This is a genomic window from Amaricoccus solimangrovi (assembly GCF_006385685.1).
GTDB lineage: Bacteria > Pseudomonadota > Alphaproteobacteria > Rhodobacterales > Rhodobacteraceae > Amaricoccus > Amaricoccus solimangrovi.
In genome coordinates this window covers 1-19966 of sequence record NZ_VFRP01000036.1, presented here as the reverse complement: position 1 = coordinate 19966, position 19966 = coordinate 1, and the positions used below count along the sequence as shown (strand labels likewise).

The following is a 19966-nucleotide window of genomic DNA, read 5'->3' as shown; positions in this document are numbered from 1 at the left end:
CGGCCACTGGAGCCGTTCTGGCTCAATCGCAGCAGATCCACCCCGCGTCGATCCCGGGGACTAGGCCCGAGGGCGCGTCGCTGAAACGTGAAGGCGGACAATGGACATCCGCCCCATCGCTCTTGATCCGCCCGATGGCGCCGGCCGCGGTTTGTGCTATCGCGAGGCCAGAAACTCCGGACAAGGCTGCGCGGCCGCGTCCCGAGATCTGGTGGAATATGGCGGAGCGGACATGCGCAAGCTTACGCTCGCGGCGGGGGTGCTGGTCGCCGCGGTTCTCGCGATCGCCTGGCTCGGGGGCTGGATCGACTGGCTGACCTACGCCGCGATCAATGCGCAGCGCGAGTTCCAGACCGCGCTCGCCGGCGCGATCGATCGGCTGAGGGCGGCCGAGCCCGGCGCCACGCTCGGCCTCGTCGGGCTCTGCTTCGGCTATGGCGTGCTCCACGCGGCGGGACCGGGCCACGGCAAGTTGCTGGTCGGCGGCTATGCCCTTGCCAACCGGGCGCGGGCGGCGCGGCTGGTGGCGATCGCGCTGGCGGCGAGCCTCGCCCAGGCGGCGACGGCGGTGGTCCTCGTCTATGCCGGCGTGCTGCTCTTTTCCTGGACCTCGAGGCAAATGGTCGGCATGGCCGAACAGTCGATGACCGTTGCGAGCTACGCCGCGATCGGCGCGATCGGACTTTTCGTCGGGATCCGCGGTCTGAAGGCGCTCGCGGCCGCGCCGGATCACGCGCACGCGGGAGGCCATTCGCACTCGGAGCACGGACCGTATAGGGGGCACGGCGATCATGCCTGCGCTTGCGGTCATTCCCACGGCCCCGATCTGGCCAGCGTCGAGCGGGTCCGTACCCTGCGCGACGCGCTGCCGGTGATCGCCGCCGTGGCGGTGCGACCCTGCACCGGGGCGATCTTCCTGCTCATTCTCTGCTGGCGGATCGGCGCCGACGCCGCCGGCATCGCCGGGACCTTCGCCATGGGCCTCGGCACCGCGCTGGTGACGGTCGGCGCGGCCTTTCTCGCCATGACGATGCGCGAGGGCGCTTGGGCGAGCGGGCTCGACACGGACACGATGCGGCGGGTGATGGGCGGGGCCGGGGTCCTCGTCGGGCTGATCCTCGTCTCGACCTCGGCGCTGATGCTGCGGGTGTATTTGTGACCGGCCGGGGTCTTGCCCTCGTCCTCGCCGCGGGCCTCATCGCCGGCTCACCGGCGGCGGCGCATCCGCATATCTTCATCGACGGCGGGGTGGATTTCCTGTTCGACGGCGAGGGCCGGCTGACACGCCTGCGCATCACATGGGACTATGATCCGATGACCTCGCTCTTCATGCTCGAGGATCTCGGCATCGACGGGTCGAAGCCCCTGTCCGACGAGGACCGCGCGCGGCTCGCCGGCTACGACACGGCGTGGGACGAGGGCTACGCCGGCGACACCTACCTCTGGAACGGCGAGCAGGCGATCGGGCTCTCGAACCCCATCGCTCCCGAGGCTGAGATCCGCGACGGCCGGGTCGTGCTGCGCTTCCTGCGCGACCTCGACAAACCGTTCCGGCCGCGAAGTGATGCCCGGGTCGAGATGTACGACCCGGAATACTACTATTCCTACACCCTGGTCGGCACCCCGGGGCTGGAAGGAACGCACGACCGCTGTCGTGCGACGATCGAGCCCTACGAACCCACCTCGAAGCTCACCTTCCTCCAGAAGACGCTCTCCGCCATTCCCGTCGATCAGACGCCCGATCAGGCCAACGTCGGCGAGCTCTTCACCGACAAGGCGCGGCTCCGCTGCGACTGAGCGTCCCGACCGCGAGAGGCCGGGACGGTCCGGGTCAGACATCGCCCGATGCTAGACGCGCATGTCAGCCGTGGCAGGCGCAGCCGGCATGATGACAGCCCGCGCCGCTCTTGTGGTGGTCGGCGCATTCGTCGTTGCAATAGATGCGGCCGTCGCGCTTGACCCCCTTGTCCGCTGGAATGACGCAGACGCAATCGGGGCAGGCGCATTTCACGAGTTCAACGGTGTCAGTCATGGTTCAGCTTCCTCGCTCATGAGTTCATTGGCCGCGCCACGCGGCTCGACCATGTGTTCGATCATGTTGGTCAGCATTTCCCGGACGTGGCAGTCCGGGATCGCGTAGAACACCTGCTTGCCGCTGCGCTCCGCCCGCAGCAGGCGCGCGGCCCGCAGGAGGCGCAGGTGGTGCGATACGAGCGACTGACTCAGCCCGCTCCGCCGGGTGAGCTCGCCCACGCTGAGCGGACCCTCCAGGCAATGCGTCACCAGCGTGAGCCGGCTCGTCTCCCCGAGCAGGCGAAACATCTCCGCGAGTTGGTTGCTCTGATCGGCCGTCAGCATGTGATTCCCACAAAACATGTGAACACATATTCATACATCGAGGATGAAGTTCCCGCGCAAGCAAGATCGACGCCGCGCGCCGCCGGCGGAGCGGGTGCGGCACGGGCGGCGTTCGACGGATGGAAGGCCGGGCGGGATCAGCAGGGATGATCGTCCACAGGATCGACGACCAGGAGGAGGCGCGTCTCTCCGGGCCGCGCCGGGGGAGAGCGGTGGACAATCCCGGGGATCTCCCGCCCCGGCCAGAGCAGGCCGCGGAAGAGTGCCGCCGCGCCGGTGGGGAGGCGATGGACGGCGGCGGGCGTGCCGTCCGGCCGGGCCGGGCCGAATTCGGTGCCGGGGCCGCGCAACGGGCAAAGGAGCCGCGCGGGGACCGTGTCGAGGTGCCATTTCGGGCAGGGTTGGCCATCGGTCACGTCGAGGCGCAGTTCGACGAGGAGCGAGGCGAGGATCTCCGAGGCGAGGCCCGCGAGGGTGGCCACGCGGTCGATCAGGTGGTCGCAATGCGGGCTCGCCGGCGTCCCCGCCCGGCCGCAGGCGGTGGTGATCGCCGCCCGGGCATCCCGCGCGGGCAGGATGGCGCGCAGCCGGGGCAATTGTCCGGTGGGAAGCGCCTCGATCCAGTCCTGGAACCCTTCCGGAGGCTCAGCCGTCCAGAGCGCGAGCGCGACGCCGGGCAGGCCGATGGTCCTGAGCACATCCGGATCGGGGCCGGAGTTCATCGCGGTAGCAAGCCGGGGCAGGGCGGTCATGACGCGGTCCTCCCCGTGAGGCGCGACGCGGCGAGCCTGCGCTCCTGAAGCCGATCGAGTTCGGCGAGCGCCGCCGTCCGGTCGCCGCGGCGGCGCGCGAGCGCCCGGCCGAAGGCGCGGGATACCGAGCGCGGGCTCCAGGGCAGCGCGGCCTGGGCGAGCCAGGCGCGCAGGTCGGCCGGCAGCCGGTCATAGTCGGCCATCGGCGTGGCGGAGCCGCGCCGCCGCCTGAGGCCGGTCCGGCCGAGATTGCCGCTCACGCCGCCGACCCCCAGCGTGGAAACGGGTCGGAGATGCCCACCCATCGGCGCGGCGTGAAGGCGAGCGCCGGGACGAGGCAGGCGTCGAGCGCGGCGGTGATCGCCGCCCGGTCGAGATCGATCCCGATGAAGACCAGCTCCTGCCGCCGGTCGCCGAAGGCCGCGTCCCAATGCGCCTCGACCTGCGCCAGGAGCTCGGGATCGCGGGGCCAGCGCGTCCGGGGCACCGCGCTCCACCAGCGGCCGAGGCCCGATGTCTGGGCGATCGCGCCCGCGAGGCTGAATTCGCCGACCCAGTCGGGCCGCGTCGCGATCCAGAAATGCCCCTTCGCCCGCAGCACGCCCGGCAGGGGGCCGGTCAGGAACGCCTGGAGCCGCGCCGGGTGGAACGGCTGGCGGGCGCGGTAGACGAAGGAGGAGATGCCGTATTCCTCCGTTTCCGGCACATGATGCGCGAAGCCGTGCAGCTCCTTCGCCCAGAGCGGATGTTCATGCGCGCGGTCGAAGTCGAAGCGGCCGGTGTCGAGCACCTCTCCGAGCGGCACCTCGGCGTAGTCGGCCTCGATCAGCCTCGCATCGGCGTTGAGGCTCCGGATGATCCTGCGCGCGGTCTCCGTCAGGACCGGCCCCGCGTCGGTGACCTTGTTGAGCACGATCACGTCGGCGAATTCGATCTGCTCGACGAGCAGGCTCACGATCGTCCGCTCGTCCTCCTCTCCGAGCGATTCCGCCGTGTCGCGCAGAAAGTCGTGGCTCGAATACTGGCGGAGCAGACTCGCCGCGTCGACCACGGTCACCATCGTGTCGAGCCGGGCGACATCGGAGAGGCTCGCGCCTTCCTCGTCGCGGAAGGCGAAGGTCGCGGCCACCGGGAGCGGCTCGGCGATGCCGGTCGAATCGATCACGAGGTAATCGAACCGCCCCTCCGCCGCGAGTCTCCGGACCTCGAGCAGCAGGTCGTCGCGCAGCGTGCAGCAGATGCAGCCGTTCGTCATCTCGACCAGCTTCTCCTCGGTGTGGCTGAGACCGGCCCCGCCGGCGCGCACCAGATCGGCGTCGATGTTGACCTCCGACATGTCGTTGACGATGACCGCGACCCGGCGGCCCTCGCGGTTGGTCAGGATGCGGTTCAGGAGCGTCGTCTTGCCCGCGCCGAGGAAGCCGGAAAGCACGGTGACGGGAAGGCGGTCGGTCGGTCTGGCTGTCGCGAGCATGGCGCGCCTTTGGTGCTTGAAGGGGACATCGGGCTTCCCGGCCTCGCAGGCCGGGTCGCGTTTGAAACAGAGGTCGCGCTCAATGCGCGTTCATCTCGGCGACGATTTCTCCCGCGTCGAGCGCGGCCGGATAGTAGGTGGGCCAGTTGGTGAGCTCCTTGAGCACCGCCGCCCGATCGTCGCCCCAGTAGAGGTGATAATGGTCGGCCGCCGCCGGTGCGATCCGGTGGTCGCTGAACTGGATGAAGCGGGGCGCGGCGGCGTCGCCCGCGACCTTCTCGAAGATGAACCGCACGCCGCGATTGCCCTTCTCGTAGGTCAGGATCTCGGAGCCGTCGCTTTCGTAGCTTGCCGCGATGGGCTGGCCGTCGCGGTAGAAGGTGACGATGTCGCCGTCGATGGTGATCCGTTCGACATCGGTGCGATAGCCCACCTCGTAATAGGCCTTGTAGTCCCCGGCGCTCTTGTCGCCGTGCTCGGCCTTGTGGGCCATCACAGGGTCGAGCGCGCCCGCGCGGAGCAAGGGATAGACCGACTGCCAGTCCCCCTGCCAATCGGTAAGCGTCCGCTCGGCGATCTGGGAATCCTCGAAATAGCCCTTGTAGATCTGGGCGTCGCCATGGTCGTGGTCATGATCATGGTCGTGCGACCCGCTGGTGGCCTGGGCCAGGATGATCTCCGCCTTGGTGTGACCCGCGGGAAAGGCCCGATCCGCCGTGACTTCGGCGCCGAAGGCACTCCCGGCGGTGACCAAGAGCAGCGCGGCCATGGTTGCCTTCAGGTTCATCATTTCCGTCTCCTTCTCGCCTCGCACGGCGAATGGATGCCACATCGTCGCTGTTCGTCCGGCGGCGAGGATTACCAGCACCGGATCAAATTGTTACAAAGTAACAAATCTGGCGAATCGTTACATTATAACTCTGCGGGAAGGCAAGGCTCCTTGGCATGACCGCGACGACGGCCCTGGGATCGACGCGGAGCGGTCGCGAGGTCGGGTCACGCCTGATCCCCGGCCGGGCTTCGTGCTCGACACGCTCGCGGTGTCGGACCGCGCGCTGACCGCCCATGAGCTCCTCGACCGGATGCGCGAGGCCGGGCTCGGGAAGGAGCCGCCGATCGTCTATCGCGCGCTCGACTTCCTGATGGCCCAGGGTCTCGTCCACCGCGTCGAGCGGCTGTCGGCCTATGTCGCCTGCGCCTCGGTCGCGACCTGCCGCCAGCCCTCGGCCTTCCTGATCTGCTGCGACTGCCGGCGGGTGACCGAGGTGCCGATCGACCTCGCGGCGAGCCATCTCGATGCGGCGGCGCGCGGGGCGGGGTTCACCGTGGGCCATGTGTTCGTCGAAGTGGAGGGCCGGTGTGAGACCTGCCGCCCCACGCCGGCCGGATGGGAGGAGGCCGGCCCGACCCGGCATGGAGACGCTTCGCATGAATGATCGATCGACCGCCCGCGTCGTCCGGAAGGACACGATCCCGGTCACGCTGCTGACCGGCTTCCTCGGCGCGGGCAAGACCACGCTCCTGAACCGGCTCCTCGCCGATGCGCGGTTTCGCGACACCGCGCTCGTCATCAACGAATTCGGCCTCGTGCCGGTGGACCACGATCTGGTCGTGGCGGGGCGCGAGCAGCCGATGGTGACGACGTCGGGCTGCGTCTGCTGCGTCGCGGGCAGCGATGTCCGCGAGTCGCTCGACGAGTTGCTCCGGCTGCGCCGGGCTGGGGCGCCGGCCTTTTCGCGGGTCATCATGGAGACCACCGGGCTCGCCGATCCCGCGCCGCTTATCAGCAGCCTGGTCCCGGGCGGCGCCCCGGCCTTCGCGCTGCGCGATCACGCGGTCGCGCGCGCCTTCCATCTGGCCAACGTCGTGACGGTCGTCGATGTGTCCCGGATCGAAGCGGTGCTCGGCGCTCATCCCGAGGCGCTCCGCCAGATCGCCTTCGCCGATCAGATCGTGCTCTCGGGCATCCCGGGCGCCGACCCTTCGGGAGCACTCGGCGCGGTGGAGCGCATCAATCCGCGCGCCCGGGTGATCGACGGCGGCGTCGAGGGGTTCGATGGCGCGGGGCTGCTCGGGACCGGGGATTATTCCACCTTCGGCAAGAGCGCGGAGATCGCCGGCTGGCTCGCGGCGGAGGAGCGCCATGCCCATGCCCCGGGGTTCGGGGACCTCAACCGGCACGGCGATGTGGTGGCGGTGCCGCTCACTCGCGACGCGCCGATGCCGGAAGCGGCGCCGCGCCGCTTTCTCGCGCGGCTGATGCCGACGCCGAGGCTTCTGCGCGTCAAGGGCGTGGTCGCGCGGGCCTGTCCCGATCCGTCAGCGCTGGTGCATGGGGTCGGCCATGACCTGCATCCGATCCGCTGGCCCGGGGAGCGGGCGGCGGAGTCCCGGGACACGCGGCTCGTCGTCATCGGCGTGGCGCTCGACGAGGCGGCGATCCGGAGCGCCTGGGACGCGGCGACCGAGGCGGGCGCCCGCGCGCTGCCCGCCGCGCTCGCCGGCACGGCGCGGCTGGCCGGGCGCCTCCCCTTCGGCGGGGAGGGGCGGCGATGAAATCCGTCCGCGACCTGCTGCTGACCGGCGCGATGCTCCGCCTCGGATGCGCGCTCGCCGTCATCGCGGTTCTCTGGACCCTCTACGCGATCGTCACCTCATGATAACCCTCTCCAATCTCACGCTTGGCTACGACCGGCACCCGGCGGTTCACCACCTCGATGCCGAGATCGCCGCGGGAAGCCTGACCGCCGTGGTCGGCCCGAACGGCGCGGGCAAGTCGACGCTGACGCGCGCCATCGCCGGCGATCTGGCTCCCTTCTCCGGGCGGGTCGAGCGAGCGCCCGGCCGGCTCGCGTGGCTGCCGCAGCAGGCCGAGGTGGACCGGAGCTTCCCGCTCGCGGTCGAAGCCTTCGTCGCCATGGGCCTCTGGGCCGAGATCGGTGCCTTCGGGCGCGTCGGGCCGCGCGAGAGGGCCCGCGTCGCGCAGGCGATCGCGGCCGTGGGGCTCGAAGGGTTCGAGCGGCGATCGCTCGCCGCGCTCTCCGGCGGGCAGATGCAGCGCGTGCCCTCGATCACCGACAAGGCGGCCTGGGCGCTCGGGCATACCAAGGCGCTGGAGGATCCCGCCTTCCGCACCGGCACCGAGGAGACCGACCGCGCCTTCCTGCGCGACCTGATCGCCTTCTACGTCGTCTTCGAAGGCATGTGGTTCTACACCGGCTTCGCGCAGATCCTCTCGCTCGGCCGGCGCAACCGCATGGTCGGGATCGCCAAGGCCGGGCCGAAGCTCCTCGTCACCAGCTATTTCGGCGCGCTCGGGCCCAATCTCGATCTCGCGGCGAAGCTGCCGGTGGCGGGGCTGCACATCGACCTCGTCCGCGCCCCCGATCAGCTCGACGCGGTGCTCGACGCGCTCCCGGCGGGCAAGCTGCTCTCGCTCGGCGTGATCGACGGGCGCAACATCTGGCGCGCGAATCTCGACGCCGCGCTCGCGCCCGTCGCCCGCGCAGTGGCGCGGCTCGGCGCGGAGCGGGTGGAAGTGGCGCCCTCCTGCTCGCTCCTGCATACGCCCTATGACCTCGATCTCGAAACCGGGCTCGACGCGGAACTCAGGGGCTGGCTCGCCTTCGCCCACCAGAAGCTCGACGAGACCGACGCGATCGCGGCGGCGGCGCGGGGCGAGCGGGACTCGGTGGCGGCTCCTTCCCGCAGACCAAGGAGGTTCGCCACGCCCGCGCCAAGCATCGCAAGGGCCGGCTGAGCGATGTCGACTATCAGCGCTTCCTCGAAGCCGAGACCGAGAAATGTGTGCGCTTCCAGGAGGAGGCCGGGCTCGATGTGCTGGTGCATGGAAAATTCGAGCGCAACGACATGGTCGAGTATTTCGGCGAGCAGCTCTCGGGCTTCGCCTTCACGCGCAACGGCTGGGTGCAGTCCTACGGCTCGCTCTGCGTGAAGCCGCCGGTGATCTTCGGCGACGTGTCGCGGCCCGAGGCGATGACGGTCGGCTGGTCGCGCTTCGCCCAGGGGCTCACCGAGCGGCCGTTGAAGGGGATGCTGACCGGGCCGGTGACGATCCTGCAATGGTCCTTCGTGCGAGACGACCAGCCCCGCGCGGAGACCTGCCGCCAGATCGGACTTGCGATCCGCGACGAGGTGGTGGACCTCGAAGCCGCCGGCCTGCCCGCGATCCAGACCGACGAGCCGGCGCTGCGCGAGGGCCTGCCGGTCCGGCGCGCCGACTGGGCGGCCTATCTCCGCTGGGCGGTCGATGCCTTCCGGATCTCGGCGGCGGGCGTGCGGGCCGAGACGCAGATCCACACCCATATGTGCTATTCCGAGTTCAACGACATCATGCCGGCGATCGCCGAGATGGACGCCGACGTGATCTCGATCGAGACTTCGCGCTCGGACATGGAACTGCTCAACTTCTTCGCCGATTTCGCCTATCCGAACGAGAGCGGGCCGGGCGTCTGGGACATCCACAGCCCGCGTGTCCCCTCCGAGGAGGAGATGGTCAGCCTGCTCAGGAACGCGCTCGCGGTGATTCCGGCGGAGCGGCTCTGGGTGAACCCGGACTGCGGGTTGAAGACCCGGGGCTGGCCGGAGGTCGAGCAGGCGACGCGCGCGCTCGTCGCCGCCGCCCGCGCGCTCCGCGCGGAGGTCGCCGCGCCCGAGGCCGTGGGCTGAGCGCCCCCTCATGATCTCGTTGACACACCCCGTCGCGCCGGTCCATCTGGCGCGGCCGGTGTCCCGTCAGGGACGAAGAGGGAATCCGGAGGTCCGCGCGACGCGGGCCGAACCGGAGCCGCCCCCGCGACTGTAAGCGGCGAGCGACCCGCCAGGATGCCACTGGGGAGATACCCGGGAAGGCGGCGGGAAGCGCGAGAGCCGTTAGCCAGGAGACCTGCCGGCGCATGAACCGACAACCCGGGCGGGGTGGCCCGGAGGGGGATGGGATGCGCGATGCGTGCCTGCCGCTGGCGATTTCCGACCGCTCCCCGGGCGGGCGGAAGCCGCGCGGCCTCTCCGGGCCTCGACCGGCCAGTTCCCAGGAGAGACCATGCGCGCCTTCTACGCCCTCGCGGCCCTGACCGCCTTCGCGACCGCCGCGGAAGCGGAAGCGACGAAATATCCGCTGACGCTCGAGAACTGCGGCGTGGAGGTGACCTTCGACAAGGCGCCGGCCTCGACCGTCTCGCTCGGGCAGGCGGCGACGGAGATCCTCTATTCGCTCGATCTCGCGGACAAGGTGGCGGGCACCGGCGTCTGGTTCTCTGACGTGCTGCCCCGGTTCGCCGAGGTGAATGCGAAGGTCGAGCGGCTCGCGGACAACGACCCCTCCTTCGAGAGCATCGTCGCCAAGCGCCCCGACGTGGTCATCGCGCAATACGAATGGCACGTCGGGCCGCAGGGCATCGTCGGCACACGCGAACAGTTCAGGGATCTCGGGATCAATACCTACATCCTGCCGACCGATTGCGTCGGCAAGGACAATTCCAAGGGCAGCGACGGCACGCGGATCGAGCCCTTCACCACCGAGACGCTCTACGAGACCATTACCGAACTCGGTCAGATCTTCGACGATCAGGACAAGGCGGCGGCGCTCGTCGCCGATCTGCGCGCTCGCGAGGCGGCGGCGAAGGAAAAGGTCGCCGCGATGAAGATCGACGACATCTCGGCGGTGTTCTGGTTCTCGAGCCCCGAGCTCGACCTCGATCCCTACGTCGCCGGGCGCAAGGGCGCGCCGGGCTATATCATGAGCGTGCTCGGGGTGAAGAACGTGGTCGAATCCGACGAGGAATGGCCGACGGTCGGCTGGGAGACGATCGCGCGCGCCAATTCGACCGTGATCGTCGCGGCCGAGATGACCCGGCGCCGGTTCGAGGCGGATGACATCGAGAAGAAGAAGGCCTTCCTCGCCTCCGACCCGGTCGCGAGCCAGATGGAGGCGGTGAAGAAGAACCGCGTCGTCACGCTGACCTCCGACTCGATGGAACCCGGCATCCGGGTGATCTCCGGCATCGAAGAGCTCGCCAACGCGCTCGCCTCCTATGGCCTCGCCCAATGAGGCCCCTCGCTTGAGGCCGCTCGTCGCCGTGCCCGCGGCGGCGCTCGCGATCCTGGTCGCGCTCGCCTGCGGCGCGGCCTTCGGCGAAACGGCGATCCCGCTCTCGACGGTCGCGAAGACGGCGGCGAACCATCTCTTCGGCGCGGGTTTCGCGGTCGATCCGATCGACGCGGGCATCGTCTGGAACTACCGGCTCGCCCGCGCGGTGGTGGCGGCCTGCTGCGGCGTGGCGCTGGCGCTTTCGGGCGTGGTCCTGCAAGCCCTGCTCCGCAACGCGCTGGCCGATCCTTACGTGCTCGGCATCTCGGCGGGCGCCTCGACCGGCGCGGTGGCGGTGGCGATCCTCGGGGTCGGCGGCGGGCTCGTCTCGCTCTCGGCGGGCGCCTTCGCGGGCGCGCTGACCGCCTTCGGCACCGTCGCGCTGCTTGCCCGCGCGGCGGGCAGCGGCGCCTCGGCCGTGATCCTCGCGGGCATCGCCGGATCGCAGCTCTTCAACGCGCTGACCTCCTTCATCGTCGCACGCTCGGCCAATGCCGAACAGGCGCGCGGCATCATGTTCTGGCTGCTCGGCAATCTCTCCGGCGCGCGCTGGCCTGATGTGACGCTGGCCTTGCCGGTGGCCGTCGCGGGAACGCTGCTTTGCCTCTTCCAGACGCGCGCGCTCGACGCCTTCACCTTCGGCGCGGAGTCTGCCGCCTCGCTCGGCGTGCCGGTCCGGGCCACGCAGGCGGTCCTGATCGGAACCACCGCGCTCATGACGGCGGTGATGGTCTCGCTCGTCGGCTCGATCGGCTTCGTCGGGCTCGTCATCCCGCACGGGGCGCGCTTCCTCGTGGGCTCCAGGCACGGGCGGCTCGTCCCGGTTTCCGCCGTGACGGGGGCGGTCTTCCTGATCGCCTGCGACATCGCGAGCCGGATGATCGTGCCGAAACAGGTGGTGCCCATCGGCGTCGTCACCGCGCTGATCGGCGCGCCCGCCTTCGCGCTAATCCTCATTCGCGCGCGGCGGATGACATGAGCCTCGCCGCCGAGAATCTCGGCCGCGACGCGGGCGGACGCGCGATCCTGGACGGCGTGAGTCTCGTGGTGACGCCCGGCGAACGGCTCGGGATCATCGGGCCGAACGGCTCGGGCAAATCGACGCTGCTGCGCCTGCTCGCCGGGATCGACCGGCCCTCGCGTGGCGAGGTGACGCTGGAAGGCGCGTCCATGCGGCGCCTCACGCGCCGCGCCATCGCCCGCCGCCTCGCCTTCGTCGAGCAGCAGGCGGAGACCGCCGAGCGGCTGACGGTGCGCGACGCGGTGGAACTCGGTCGCACGCCGCATCTCGACGCGCTCCGCCCATTCGGCCCCGGGGACACGGCGATCGTGAACGCGGCGCTGGCGCGGGTCGACATGAGCCCGCTCGCGGACCGGCTCTGGCACACGCTCTCGGGCGGCGAGCGGCAGCGGGCGCATATCGCGCGAGCCTTGGCGCAGGAGCCCGGGGTGCTGCTGCTCGACGAGCCGACCAACCACCTCGACATCCGCCACCAGATCGCGCTCCTCGCGCTCATCCGCCGCCTCCCCGTGACGGCGGTGATGGCGCTGCACGACCTGAACCACGCCTCGCTCTACTGCGACCGCGTGCTGCTGCTCCGCTCCGGCCGCGTGGCTGCGCTCGGGCCCCCGGCCGAGGTGCTGACGCCCGCGACGATCCGGGCCGTCTTCGGCGTCGAGGTCGCGGTTCATATCGATCCCGAGGACGGGGCGCGAAGCCTCCTCGTCAAGGGCCACATTCCGTTCGAGGAGACCCAGCCATGAAATACGCGCTCGCCGCGCTCCTCATCGCCCCCCCTTTGATCACCCCTGGCCCCGCGGCCGCCGAGACCTTCGAGGTCCGGATGCTGAACCGGGGCGAGGCCGGGCCGATGGTCTACGAGCCCGATTTCCTCCGGATCGCGCCCGGTGACAGCGTGAAGTTCATCGCCGCGACCACCGGGCATAACGCGGCGAGCATCGAGGGGATGGCACCCGAGGGCGCGGAGCCGTTCAAGGGCCAGATCAACCAGGAGATCGAGATCGCGCCCGCCGTGCCCGGCCTCTACGGCGTCAAATGCTCGCCGCATTATGCCATGGGGATGGTGATGCTGATCGCCGTGGGGGACGCGGACCCGGCCGGCCTCGTCGTGCCCGAGACCGTGCCGGCGCGGGCGAAGCAGCGGTTCGGCGAGATCCTCGCTCGGTCGTCGAAGTAGGGGCCGGCCCGCGCGCGGCCGGCACCGGCGCGCTCAGGAGACCAGCCGCCTCATGGCCGGAACCCGGGAGAGCACGAGGAAGTCGAGCGCCAGCGCGACGAGGATGGCGAGGCCCGCCATCGGGAAAGCCACCGCGAGCACGAGACCAACAACCACCGCGCCCTTCCACACGCCCATTTCGCGCGGCGCGGGCGGGGCGGCGAGGCGGAAGGCGCCCGCGGGCCGCCGCTTCCACCACATCACCACGCCCGAGACGCAGAGGAAGATCACGCCGAGGCAGAAGACCGTGTTGAGCGCCACGTTCCAGAGGCCCATGTCGCCCTCGTGCAGTGCGATCCCGACCGCCATCGCCTTGCCATAGGGGGGAATAGTCGGCGAAGCGCACGTCGGCGAGGATGTTTCCGGTGTAGCGATCGACATGCACCGTCCGGTCGGTGGTGGGGGTCGGATCGTCGTTGCTCATCGAATCGCGCGAGAGCGTCCAGACGCCCTCAGTGCCCGCCGGCGCCGCGAGTTGGAAGCGGCCGTCGAAGCCGAGCGAGCGGGCGAGCGCGACCACGCCTTCGAAGGTCACCGGCGTGTCTTCCGGAGCCTCCTCCGCTATTCCCGGCATGTCCTTCATCCCCGGCATCCCGGCCATCGAGCCCGAGGCGGGCATCGGCGTCTGTTCGAGCGCCCAGGGCACTTCCTTCGCATCGCCGTGGTTCATGCTGGCGTGGGTCTCGTCGGAGAGCGGCACGTTGTCCCATTTCGCGGACGGGAAGCTGCTCCAGGCCTGGACGTATTTCTCGCCCCAGACCCCGGCCCAGGAGAGGCCCGAGACGAGGAAGGCGAGGAGCACGACCGACCCCCAGAGCCCGGTGGTCGCATGGAGCGACTTCCAGAGCGACCGCCCGCGCGCGCGGACATTGGGGACGAGCGCCCCCCGCAGGCCGCCGCGCCGGGGCCACCAGAGATAGAGCCCGGTCGCGATCAGCACGATCCCGAGCGAGGCGGCGATCTCGATGAGCCGGTCGCCGAGCGTGCCGATCATGAGCGTGCCGTGGATCGTGTCGAAGGTGTCGTACCAGCCTTCGCGGTAGGGGTACTGGGTGAGGACGGCGCCGGTGAAGGGATCGACGGCGACGAGCGTCACCGTGTCCTCGCCGGAACTGATCTTGAAGAGCGCGGCGCGGTCAGGCGCCGAGGGCGCGATATAGCCGCCGAGCGCGCCGCCCGGCACGGCGCCGACCGCCGCCTCGGCCTGCGCGGAGAGGGCGACCGCGGCGGGTCCGGGGGTCACGGCGATGTTCTCGCCGTCGCGCCCGGCCAGCACGCTGGTCCAGAGCATCAGCAGGCCGGTCAGCGCGAGCATGAACAGAAAGGGGATCACGTAGAGCCCGGCGTAGAAATGCCAGCGCCAGGCGGCGAAATAGAACTTGTCGGACCGCCGCGCGCGCCCGCGCGTCTCGGCTTCCGAGGGGGAAGTGGCAACCATCGGTTCGCTCCATGTCTGGGGTAACGCGCCCGCCGGTGGCGGCGCGCGAGATCGCGCCCGGCGCCGGTGGCGCTAGGCGGTCAAGGACCTCAGACGAGCGGAGGGGCGCGGGGCGGTGGCCGGGGGGCCGTGGTTCCGCTCGCGCGGATGAGCGCGCCGCCGGCCCGCGGTGTCGCATCCACCACGCGGGCGAGCGGCGCCGCCACCTCGGCCCGCGTGGCGGTATCGGTGGCATGGGCGAACAGGCAGTGGTCGGGGTGGTCGATGACCGGGACGGGCTTGCCCGCGTCGCCGAACCGGATCGTCGTGAGCCCCTGCCCGGTGCAGATGACGATCGTTACCATGCCCGGCACGGCCGAGGCGACGACGCCCGAGACCCGCGGCATCAGCAAGCCGAGGATCGTGAGGACGAGCAGCGCGCGGCGGATCAGGGGCCCTGACATGGCTCTAAATGCCGCGATCCGCCCTCGCCGCCAAGTGCCGATTGGTCGGATGACGGCTCACCCGCCGGAATAGGGGGCGAAGCGGCTGACGCCGGGATCGGCGGCGAGGGGGCGACCGGCGGGCGGGAAGGCGCGTTGCGGGCAGGCGGGGCGCTCGCAGACCTTGCAGCCCGCGCCGATCGGCGTCGCCGCCGCCGGATCGCGCAGGTCGAGGCCGCGCGCGTAGACGAGCCGCCCAGCGTGGCGCAGGTCGCAGCCCATGGCGAGCGCGAAGGTCTTCGCGGGCGCACCATAGCCGCCGGAGCCGCGCGTGGTGGTGCGCGCGATCCAGAGATGGCGCCGCCCGTCCGGCATCTCGGGGATCTGCGTCAGGATCTGGCCCGGCCGGGCGAAGGCCTCGTAGATCGTCCAGAGCGGGCAGGTGCCGCCGATCCGGCTGAAGTGGAAATCGCTCGCCGACTGGCGCTTCGAGATATTGCCCGCCCGGTCGGTGCGGATGAAGAAGAACGGCACGCCGCGCGCCTCGGGCTTCTGGAGCATGGAGAGCCGGTGGCAGACCGTCTCGAAGCCGACGCCGAAGCGGCGGGCGAGCAGGTCGATGTCGTAGCTCTCCGCCTCCGCCGCCGCGAGAAAGGGCGCGTAGGGCATGAGGAGGGCGCCCGCGAAGTAATTGGCGATGCCGGTGCGCGCCAGCCGCTCCGCCTCGGCGCTGCGGAAATCGCCCTCCGCCGCGAGGGCGGCGATCTGGTCCCCGAGTTCGAGGAGGGCGAGCTGGGTCGCGAGCTGGAAGGCGCGCTGGCCGGGCGAGATGCGCGGCGAGAGCCGGAGCACCCGGGCGGCGGCGTCGAAGGCGCGGAGCGTGCCGCGCTCCGCTTCCTCGATCCGTATGCCATGGCGATCGCGGAGCCGCCCGGCGATCCCCTCGGCCATCCGCCCGACCGGCAGCGCCGCCTCCGCCGCCAGCCGCCCGGCAGCGGCGTCGATTTCGGGGAGGTAGTTGTGGCGGGCGAAGAAGAAGTCGCGCACCTCGGCCGGCTTGGCGCTCGGGGTTCCGCGCGTGGAAGTCGAGCGTGCCGATCCGTGTCTCGACCCTCTCGGGTGTCGAGATGGAGCGTAGCCTCTCGTCGGTGACCTGCGCCCGCCGCGAGCAGGGTGATGCATCGGATGCCGATGTTGCGTGTCGAGAAATCCTGTCGATTTTTTCGCCATCTCAAGTCCTCGGTCTTATCCGAGGCTCCCGCGCAAGGGCTTCGGGAGTCACGCCGGCGCAGGGGGCTCGCTAAATCTTCTCGCGGGACACGCGCGCGGCGCTGATCGGGACTTATGTTGCTCTCCGGGTGTAGGTGGTCGCACCTGCCCGGAAAGCACACCGTTTTGGACGAAGTCCGCCGCCGCGGCTCACGCTTCTCCGGGGCGGGCCGGAGCCGATACCGTGGACGGCCGATCTCCCCACGTGCTGATCAAAATACTCAGAAACCGGTCCGCCGCTGGGGAGAGCATCGCGCCTCTCCGACGGACGACGCCGATCGTGCGCGAGATTTCGGGGTCTTTGATTGGACGGGTGATCAGAAACGGGTGCTCGCCCTGGGGCGTGGCCATGCGTGGAAGGACCGAGATGCCCAGGCCGGCCTCGACGAGGCCGAGCGAGGTCGAGAGGTGCGTGACCTCATAGGACCACCGAAGGGCGAGGTTCGAGCGCGCGAGCATTGAATCGAGCAGGATCCGGTTGGCGCTGGATCGGTGGACGGTGATCAGCTGATAGGGACTTAGGTCGGCCCAGGTAAGGCTCGATCGCTCCGAAAGCGGATGGTCCTTCCTGGCGGCCAGAACGAAGGGGTCCTCCACCAGCCGGTCAAAAACGAGGTCGGGATCGGAAGAGCCCATGATGTTGATCCCGAACTCCACCTCGCCGCGGGAGACCGCCTGCAGGCCCTCCGTGGCGGGCAGGTCCAGAATCCGGAACCGGATGTTCCGATAGCGCGCGTTGAACTCGCGGATGACGGAAGGCAGGAAATAGAACGCGGCCGTGGGGAGACAGGCGATGGTGACCAGGCCGCCGCGGCGTTCCGCCGAGTCCTGAGAGGCGAACAGCGATCCATCGAATTCCTCCAGCATCCGCCGCACGAGTGGCACCAGTTCCTCGCCCATGGCCGTCGCCGCGACATGCCGGGTAGTGCGCTCGAGAAGCGGAGCGCCGATCGAGGCCTCAAGCTTCTGAATGCGCCGGCTGAGCGCGGGCTGCGACAGGTTCAGCGCCTCGGCGGCGCGGTGGAAGCTCTCCAATTCGACGACGAGCAGAAAGGCCCGAAGGTCCAGAATCTCGCAATTGATGCTCATAACGCATTAGTTTCCTCGATATCGGCATTTCAAAAATAAATTTCTTCGCCGTAGAACGCAAGAAAGAACGGGATTGAGTTACCTGTCGCATCAAAGGGAGAGAAATCATGAACGATCTGCTCCGCATCCCTTGCGTGCTCATGCGGGGCGGGACTTCGAAGGGTCCCTTCTTCCTCTCCTCCGACCTTCCCGCCGAACCGGCCGAGCGCGACCAGATCCTCCTGTCCATCATGGGTTCCGGTCATCCGCTGCAGATCGACGGCATCGGGGGAGGCAACCCGGTCACGAGCAAGGTCGCCATCGTGGGCCCTTCCACGGTGCCGGGCGCGGATGTGGACTATCTCTTCGCCCAGGTCTGGATCGAACCGCGCCGCGTCGACACCTCGCCCAATTGCGGCAACATGCTCGCCGCGGTCGGCCCCTTCGCGATCGAGGCCGGCCTCGTTCCGGCCACGGGGACCACGACCCTGGTTCGCATCCACAACGTCAACACGTCGAAGATCATCGAAGCCGAGGTCCCGACGAGGGATGGCCAGGTCTGCTATCTTGGCGACGCGTCGATCGACGGCGTGCCCGGCAGCGCGGCGCCGATCGCGCTGTCCTTCTTCGACGCCGCGGGCGCGCGCACGGGCAAGCTGCTTCCAACGGGGAAGGCCATCGACCGGATCGACGGAATCGAAGTGACCTGCATCGACTGCGCGATGCCGATGATGTTGCTCGAAGCGGCGGCGCTCGGCGTCTCCGGCACCGAGGAGGCCGCGGCGCTCAACGCGGACGCGGACCTGCTGGCCCGGCTCGAAACTCTCCGGCTCAAGGCGGGGCGGCTCATGGGCATGGGCGACGTGAGCGCCCAGGTCACCCCGAAGCCGGTGCTGATCGCGCCGCCCATCCACGGCGGCGATCTGAGCGCGCGTTATTTCATGCCCCAGCAGTGCCACCCTTCGCTCGCGACGACGGGGGCGGTCGGCATCGCCACCGCTTGCATCACCCGGGGGACCCTGGCGGAGCGTATCGTCGGCCATCGCGAGCTTCCCACGACGCTCACGCTGGAACACCCGAGCGGCCGTCTCGACGTGCGGCTCGCGCTTCGCGACGGCAAGGTGGCGGCGGGACTCCTGCGTACGGCCCGCCGACTCTTCGAAGGCCATGTCTTTGCGAAACCAACCAGGGCGGTCGAACGCGCTGCCTGATCAAGAGCGGAGGCTCTGGCCGAGCCCCGCGATAAACGGAGGAAATACCAATGCGCAAATACCTGCTCGCGGCGACCGCCGCTCTGGCGCTCGCGACGGCGGCCGATGCTCAGGAAGTCCGGATCAGCATGGGCTCCTACAACCTCAACAACCTGCCGTTCATGGTGGCGGAGGGTCTCGACCTCTACGCGAAGACGGGGCTCGACGTGACGGTCGAGAACTTCGCCTCGGGTGGCTCGAAGACGCTGCAGGCACTGGTCGCGGGATCGACGGATATCGCGGTCGGCTTCTACGACCACACGATCCAGATGCAGTCGCAGAACAAGGACGTCGTGGCGATCGTCGATCTCGCGCGCAACTCGGGCCTCGTTCTCGCCGGCGGCCCGGAGTCGAGCTTCGATCCGGCCAAGCCCGAAACGATCAAGGGCGCGAAGATCGGCATCACCGCGCCGGGCTCCTCCTCGGACTTCTTCGTGCGCTACTACCTGAAGCGCCACGACATTCCCGAGGATTCGGTCTCGCTGATCGGGGTCGGCTCCGGCTCCACCGCGGTCGCCGCCCTGCAGCAGGGGAAGGTCGACCTTCTCGTCAACTACGACCCCGCCGCGACCTTCCTCGAGGAGAAGGGCGTCGGCAAGGTGCTGATCGACGGGCGCGGCGACGAAGGGGCGAAGGCGATCTACGGCGGGATCTATCCCACCTCCGTCCTCTACACGCGCGCGGATTTCATCGAGGACAATCCCGAGACGGTGCAGAAGGTCGTCGATGCCACCGTGGAGGCGCTCGACTGGATCCAGCACCATTCGGCCAAGGAGATCGTCGCCGCGCTTCCCGAGGATTTCATCTCCGGTGACAAGGAGACCTATACCAGGGCGGTCGAGAACGCCCGGCCGATCTTCTCGCCGGACGGGCGCTTCGACGAGACCGACGTGCGGACACCGCTCGCCGTGCTCAAGAGTTTCAACGAAAAGGTCGCGGGCGCCGACATCGACCTGTCGAAGACCTACACCAACGCCTTCGTCGACAAGGCGCACGTGGCCGTGAACAACTAAAAGGGGGGAAGAGGAATGGCTGTGACCGCCGTGCGTAACATGCCGCCACCGCGTGTCGAGCAGGCCGGGGCGATGGTGGCGATCGACAACGTGACGATGGCCTTCGGCAATTTCGTCGCGGTCGAGAACGTCAATCTCACGGTCGCCGACGGAGAGTTCCTGGCGATCGTCGGCCCCACGGGCTGTGGCAAGAGCACGATCCTCAATGCGATCGCGGGCCTTCTCAAGCCCGCCAAGGGGACGGTGTCGATCGACGGCGCGCCGGTGCGCGACGTCCAGAACGACATCGGGTATCTCTTCCAGCAGGACGCGCTCCTGCCCTGGAAGACCGCGATCGAGAACGTCGAGCTCGGCCCGCTGTTTCGCGGCGTTCCCGCGGCGGAACGTCGGGAAAGGGCGCTCGGCTGGCTCGCGAAGGTGGGACTGCGCGGCTTCGAGCAGCGTTATCCGCACCAGCTCTCGGGCGGACAGCGCAAGCGCGTGCAGATGGCGCAGGCGCTGATCACCGGACCGAAGGTGATCCTGATGGACGAGCCCTTCTCGGCGCTCGACATCCACACCCGGCACCTGATGCAG

At 69.5% G+C, this 19966-nt stretch carries 22 protein-coding genes, 1 pseudogene and 1 riboswitch; of the genes and pseudogenes, 13 read left to right on the top strand and 10 right to left on the bottom strand.

Translation table 11 applies throughout. The annotated features are described in order from the left end of the window. Positions 1–232: 232 nt before the first annotated feature. Together FJM51_RS20895 and FJM51_RS20890 are read left to right on the top strand one after the other, a co-directional pair. Entirely contained in the window at positions 233–1159 is a 927-nt protein-coding gene (locus FJM51_RS20895) for a nickel/cobalt transporter (RefSeq protein ID WP_140456065.1), read from the top strand. Then, positions 1156–1797 carry a DUF1007 family protein gene (locus FJM51_RS20890; protein WP_181164688.1) on the top strand — a complete coding sequence of 214 codons (642 nt, stop codon included), beginning with the start codon at positions 1156–1158 and terminating at the stop codon, positions 1795–1797. Before FJM51_RS20895 ends, FJM51_RS20890 begins: the two co-directional genes overlap by 4 nt. Positions 1798–1861: 64 nt before the next feature. On the opposite strand, the gene FJM51_RS20885 is transcribed toward FJM51_RS20890, so the two are convergent. From FJM51_RS20885 to FJM51_RS20860, 6 genes are all read right to left on the bottom strand, one after another. Continuing rightward, the gene (locus tag FJM51_RS20885) at positions 1862–2032 is read right to left on the bottom strand and encodes a metallothionein (RefSeq protein WP_140456063.1); all 171 of its coding nucleotides are present in this window, start codon (positions 2030–2032) and stop codon (positions 1862–1864) included. After that, positions 2029–2376, bottom strand: coding sequence for an ArsR/SmtB family transcription factor (locus tag FJM51_RS20880; protein WP_233713205.1), 348 nt, complete (start codon positions 2374–2376; stop codon positions 2029–2031). The genes FJM51_RS20885 and FJM51_RS20880 overlap by 4 nt, the downstream gene beginning before the upstream one ends. A gap of 119 nt (positions 2377–2495) precedes the next feature. Continuing rightward, positions 2496–3110 (bottom strand): DUF1826 domain-containing protein, encoded by a 615-nt coding sequence (locus FJM51_RS20875; RefSeq protein WP_140456062.1) that lies wholly within the window; start codon positions 3108–3110, stop codon positions 2496–2498. Continuing rightward, a complete protein-coding gene (locus FJM51_RS20870) occupies positions 3107–3370 on the bottom strand; it encodes a DUF6525 family protein (RefSeq protein ID WP_233713204.1) in 264 nt (87 codons plus the stop codon). Before FJM51_RS20870 ends, FJM51_RS20875 begins: the two co-directional genes overlap by 4 nt. Beyond that, positions 3367–4584, bottom strand: a complete 1218-nt coding sequence (locus FJM51_RS20865; RefSeq protein WP_140456061.1) for a GTP-binding protein — start codon at positions 4582–4584, stop codon at positions 3367–3369. Before FJM51_RS20865 ends, FJM51_RS20870 begins: the two co-directional genes overlap by 4 nt. Positions 4585–4663: 79 nt before the next feature. Beyond that, positions 4664–5371, bottom strand: a complete 708-nt coding sequence (locus FJM51_RS20860; RefSeq protein ID WP_233713203.1) for a metal-binding protein ZinT — start codon at positions 5369–5371, stop codon at positions 4664–4666. A gap of 235 nt (positions 5372–5606) precedes the next feature. Between FJM51_RS20860 and FJM51_RS23965 the strand changes: the two genes are divergently transcribed. From FJM51_RS23965 to FJM51_RS20830, 8 genes are all read left to right on the top strand, one after another. After that, positions 5607–6020, top strand: a complete 414-nt coding sequence (locus FJM51_RS23965) for a helix-turn-helix domain-containing protein (RefSeq protein WP_181164686.1) — start codon at positions 5607–5609, stop codon at positions 6018–6020. Then, a complete protein-coding gene (locus FJM51_RS20855; protein ID WP_181164685.1) occupies positions 6013–7140 on the top strand; it encodes a CobW family GTP-binding protein in 1128 nt (375 codons plus the stop codon). Before FJM51_RS23965 ends, FJM51_RS20855 begins: the two co-directional genes overlap by 8 nt. A 100-nt stretch (positions 7141–7240) precedes the next feature. Continuing rightward, on the top strand, positions 7241–8344 hold the full coding sequence (locus tag FJM51_RS24215) for a metal ABC transporter ATP-binding protein (protein WP_210240373.1): 1104 nt from the start codon (positions 7241–7243) through the stop codon (positions 8342–8344). After that, positions 8341–9273: a 5-methyltetrahydropteroyltriglutamate--homocysteine S-methyltransferase gene (gene metE, locus FJM51_RS24210; RefSeq protein ID WP_233713207.1), complete on the top strand. Its 933-nt coding sequence runs from the start codon at positions 8341–8343 to the stop codon at positions 9271–9273. Before FJM51_RS24215 ends, metE begins: the two co-directional genes overlap by 4 nt. Before the next feature lie 39 nt (positions 9274–9312). Then, a riboswitch (cobalamin riboswitch) is annotated at positions 9313–9512 on the top strand. A 134-nt stretch (positions 9513–9646) separates the two neighbouring features. Next, positions 9647–10654 carry an ABC transporter substrate-binding protein gene (locus FJM51_RS20845; RefSeq protein WP_140456059.1) on the top strand — a complete coding sequence of 336 codons (1008 nt, stop codon included), beginning with the start codon at positions 9647–9649 and terminating at the stop codon, positions 10652–10654. After that, the gene (locus FJM51_RS20840) at positions 10638–11672 is read left to right on the top strand and encodes a FecCD family ABC transporter permease (RefSeq protein ID WP_140456058.1); all 1035 of its coding nucleotides are present in this window, start codon (positions 10638–10640) and stop codon (positions 11670–11672) included. The genes FJM51_RS20845 and FJM51_RS20840 overlap by 17 nt, the downstream gene beginning before the upstream one ends. Beyond that, a complete protein-coding gene (locus tag FJM51_RS20835) occupies positions 11669–12457 on the top strand; it encodes an ABC transporter ATP-binding protein (protein WP_140456057.1) in 789 nt (262 codons plus the stop codon). The genes FJM51_RS20840 and FJM51_RS20835 overlap by 4 nt, the downstream gene beginning before the upstream one ends. Further along, complete coding sequence (locus tag FJM51_RS20830) at positions 12454–12891, top strand: pseudoazurin (protein WP_140456056.1); 438 nt, start codon at positions 12454–12456, stop codon at positions 12889–12891. Before FJM51_RS20835 ends, FJM51_RS20830 begins: the two co-directional genes overlap by 4 nt. Before the next feature lie 33 nt (positions 12892–12924). Here the strand turns inward: FJM51_RS20830 and FJM51_RS20825 are convergent. The 4 genes and pseudogenes from FJM51_RS20825 to FJM51_RS20810 all read right to left on the bottom strand — a co-directional run bounded on the left by FJM51_RS20825 (position 12925) and on the right by FJM51_RS20810 (position 17148). Next, a pseudogene (locus FJM51_RS20825) lies at positions 12925–14368 on the bottom strand (PepSY-associated TM helix domain-containing protein). Between the two features lie 89 nt (positions 14369–14457). After that, positions 14458–14811 carry a DUF2946 family protein gene (locus tag FJM51_RS20820; protein ID WP_140456055.1) on the bottom strand — a complete coding sequence of 118 codons (354 nt, stop codon included), beginning with the start codon at positions 14809–14811 and terminating at the stop codon, positions 14458–14460. 57 nt (positions 14812–14868) lie between these two features. Beyond that, entirely contained in the window at positions 14869–15837 is a 969-nt protein-coding gene (locus tag FJM51_RS20815; RefSeq protein ID WP_233713202.1) for a helix-turn-helix domain-containing protein, read from the bottom strand. A 372-nt stretch (positions 15838–16209) separates the two neighbouring features. Further along, positions 16210–17148 (bottom strand): LysR family transcriptional regulator, encoded by a 939-nt coding sequence (locus FJM51_RS20810; protein WP_140456053.1) that lies wholly within the window; start codon positions 17146–17148, stop codon positions 16210–16212. A 107-nt stretch (positions 17149–17255) separates the two neighbouring features. On the opposite strand from FJM51_RS20810, the gene FJM51_RS20805 reads away from it, so the two are divergent. The 3 genes from FJM51_RS20805 to FJM51_RS20795 form a co-directional block, all read left to right on the top strand. Continuing rightward, positions 17256–18338, top strand: coding sequence for a 4-oxalomesaconate tautomerase (locus tag FJM51_RS20805; RefSeq protein ID WP_140456052.1), 1083 nt, complete (start codon positions 17256–17258; stop codon positions 18336–18338). Between the two features lie 50 nt (positions 18339–18388). Then, positions 18389–19390: an ABC transporter substrate-binding protein gene (locus FJM51_RS20800; RefSeq protein ID WP_140456051.1), complete on the top strand. Its 1002-nt coding sequence runs from the start codon at positions 18389–18391 to the stop codon at positions 19388–19390. Between the two features lie 15 nt (positions 19391–19405). Beyond that, positions 19406–19966 (top strand): ABC transporter ATP-binding protein (locus tag FJM51_RS20795; RefSeq protein WP_140456050.1); only part of this gene is annotated, 561 nt, incomplete at its 3' end.

Bases quoted from the DNA above. Each gene is read 5' to 3' on its own strand.
- FJM51_RS20865 (WP_140456061.1), bottom strand. From the start codon at position 4,584: ATGCTCGCGACAGCCAGACCGACCGACCGCCTTCCCGTCACCGTGCTT.
- FJM51_RS20800 (WP_140456051.1), top strand. From the start codon at position 18,389: ATGCGCAAATACCTGCTCGCGGCGACCGCCGCTCTGGCGCTCGCGACG.
- FJM51_RS20830 (WP_140456056.1), top strand. From the start codon at position 12,454: ATGAAATACGCGCTCGCCGCGCTCCTCATCGCCCCCCCTTTGATCACC.
- FJM51_RS20875 (WP_140456062.1), bottom strand. From the start codon at position 3,110: ATGACCGCCCTGCCCCGGCTTGCTACCGCGATGAACTCCGGCCCCGAT.
- FJM51_RS20835 (WP_140456057.1), top strand. From the start codon at position 11,669: ATGAGCCTCGCCGCCGAGAATCTCGGCCGCGACGCGGGCGGACGCGCG.
- FJM51_RS20895 (WP_140456065.1), top strand. From the start codon at position 233: ATGCGCAAGCTTACGCTCGCGGCGGGGGTGCTGGTCGCCGCGGTTCTC.
- FJM51_RS24215 (WP_210240373.1), top strand. From the start codon at position 7,241: ATGATAACCCTCTCCAATCTCACGCTTGGCTACGACCGGCACCCGGCG.
- FJM51_RS20860 (WP_233713203.1), bottom strand. From the start codon at position 5,371: ATGAACCTGAAGGCAACCATGGCCGCGCTGCTCTTGGTCACCGCCGGG.
- FJM51_RS20885 (WP_140456063.1), bottom strand. From the start codon at position 2,032: ATGACTGACACCGTTGAACTCGTGAAATGCGCCTGCCCCGATTGCGTC.
- FJM51_RS20810 (WP_140456053.1), bottom strand. From the start codon at position 17,148: ATGAGCATCAATTGCGAGATTCTGGACCTTCGGGCCTTTCTGCTCGTC.
- FJM51_RS20820 (WP_140456055.1), bottom strand. From the start codon at position 14,811: ATGTCAGGGCCCCTGATCCGCCGCGCGCTGCTCGTCCTCACGATCCTC.
- FJM51_RS20805 (WP_140456052.1), top strand. From the start codon at position 17,256: ATGAACGATCTGCTCCGCATCCCTTGCGTGCTCATGCGGGGCGGGACT.
- FJM51_RS20855 (WP_181164685.1), top strand. From the start codon at position 6,013: ATGAATGATCGATCGACCGCCCGCGTCGTCCGGAAGGACACGATCCCG.
- FJM51_RS20845 (WP_140456059.1), top strand. From the start codon at position 9,647: ATGCGCGCCTTCTACGCCCTCGCGGCCCTGACCGCCTTCGCGACCGCC.
- FJM51_RS20880 (WP_233713205.1), bottom strand. From the start codon at position 2,376: ATGTTTTGTGGGAATCACATGCTGACGGCCGATCAGAGCAACCAACTC.
- FJM51_RS20840 (WP_140456058.1), top strand. From the start codon at position 10,638: ATGGCCTCGCCCAATGAGGCCCCTCGCTTGAGGCCGCTCGTCGCCGTG.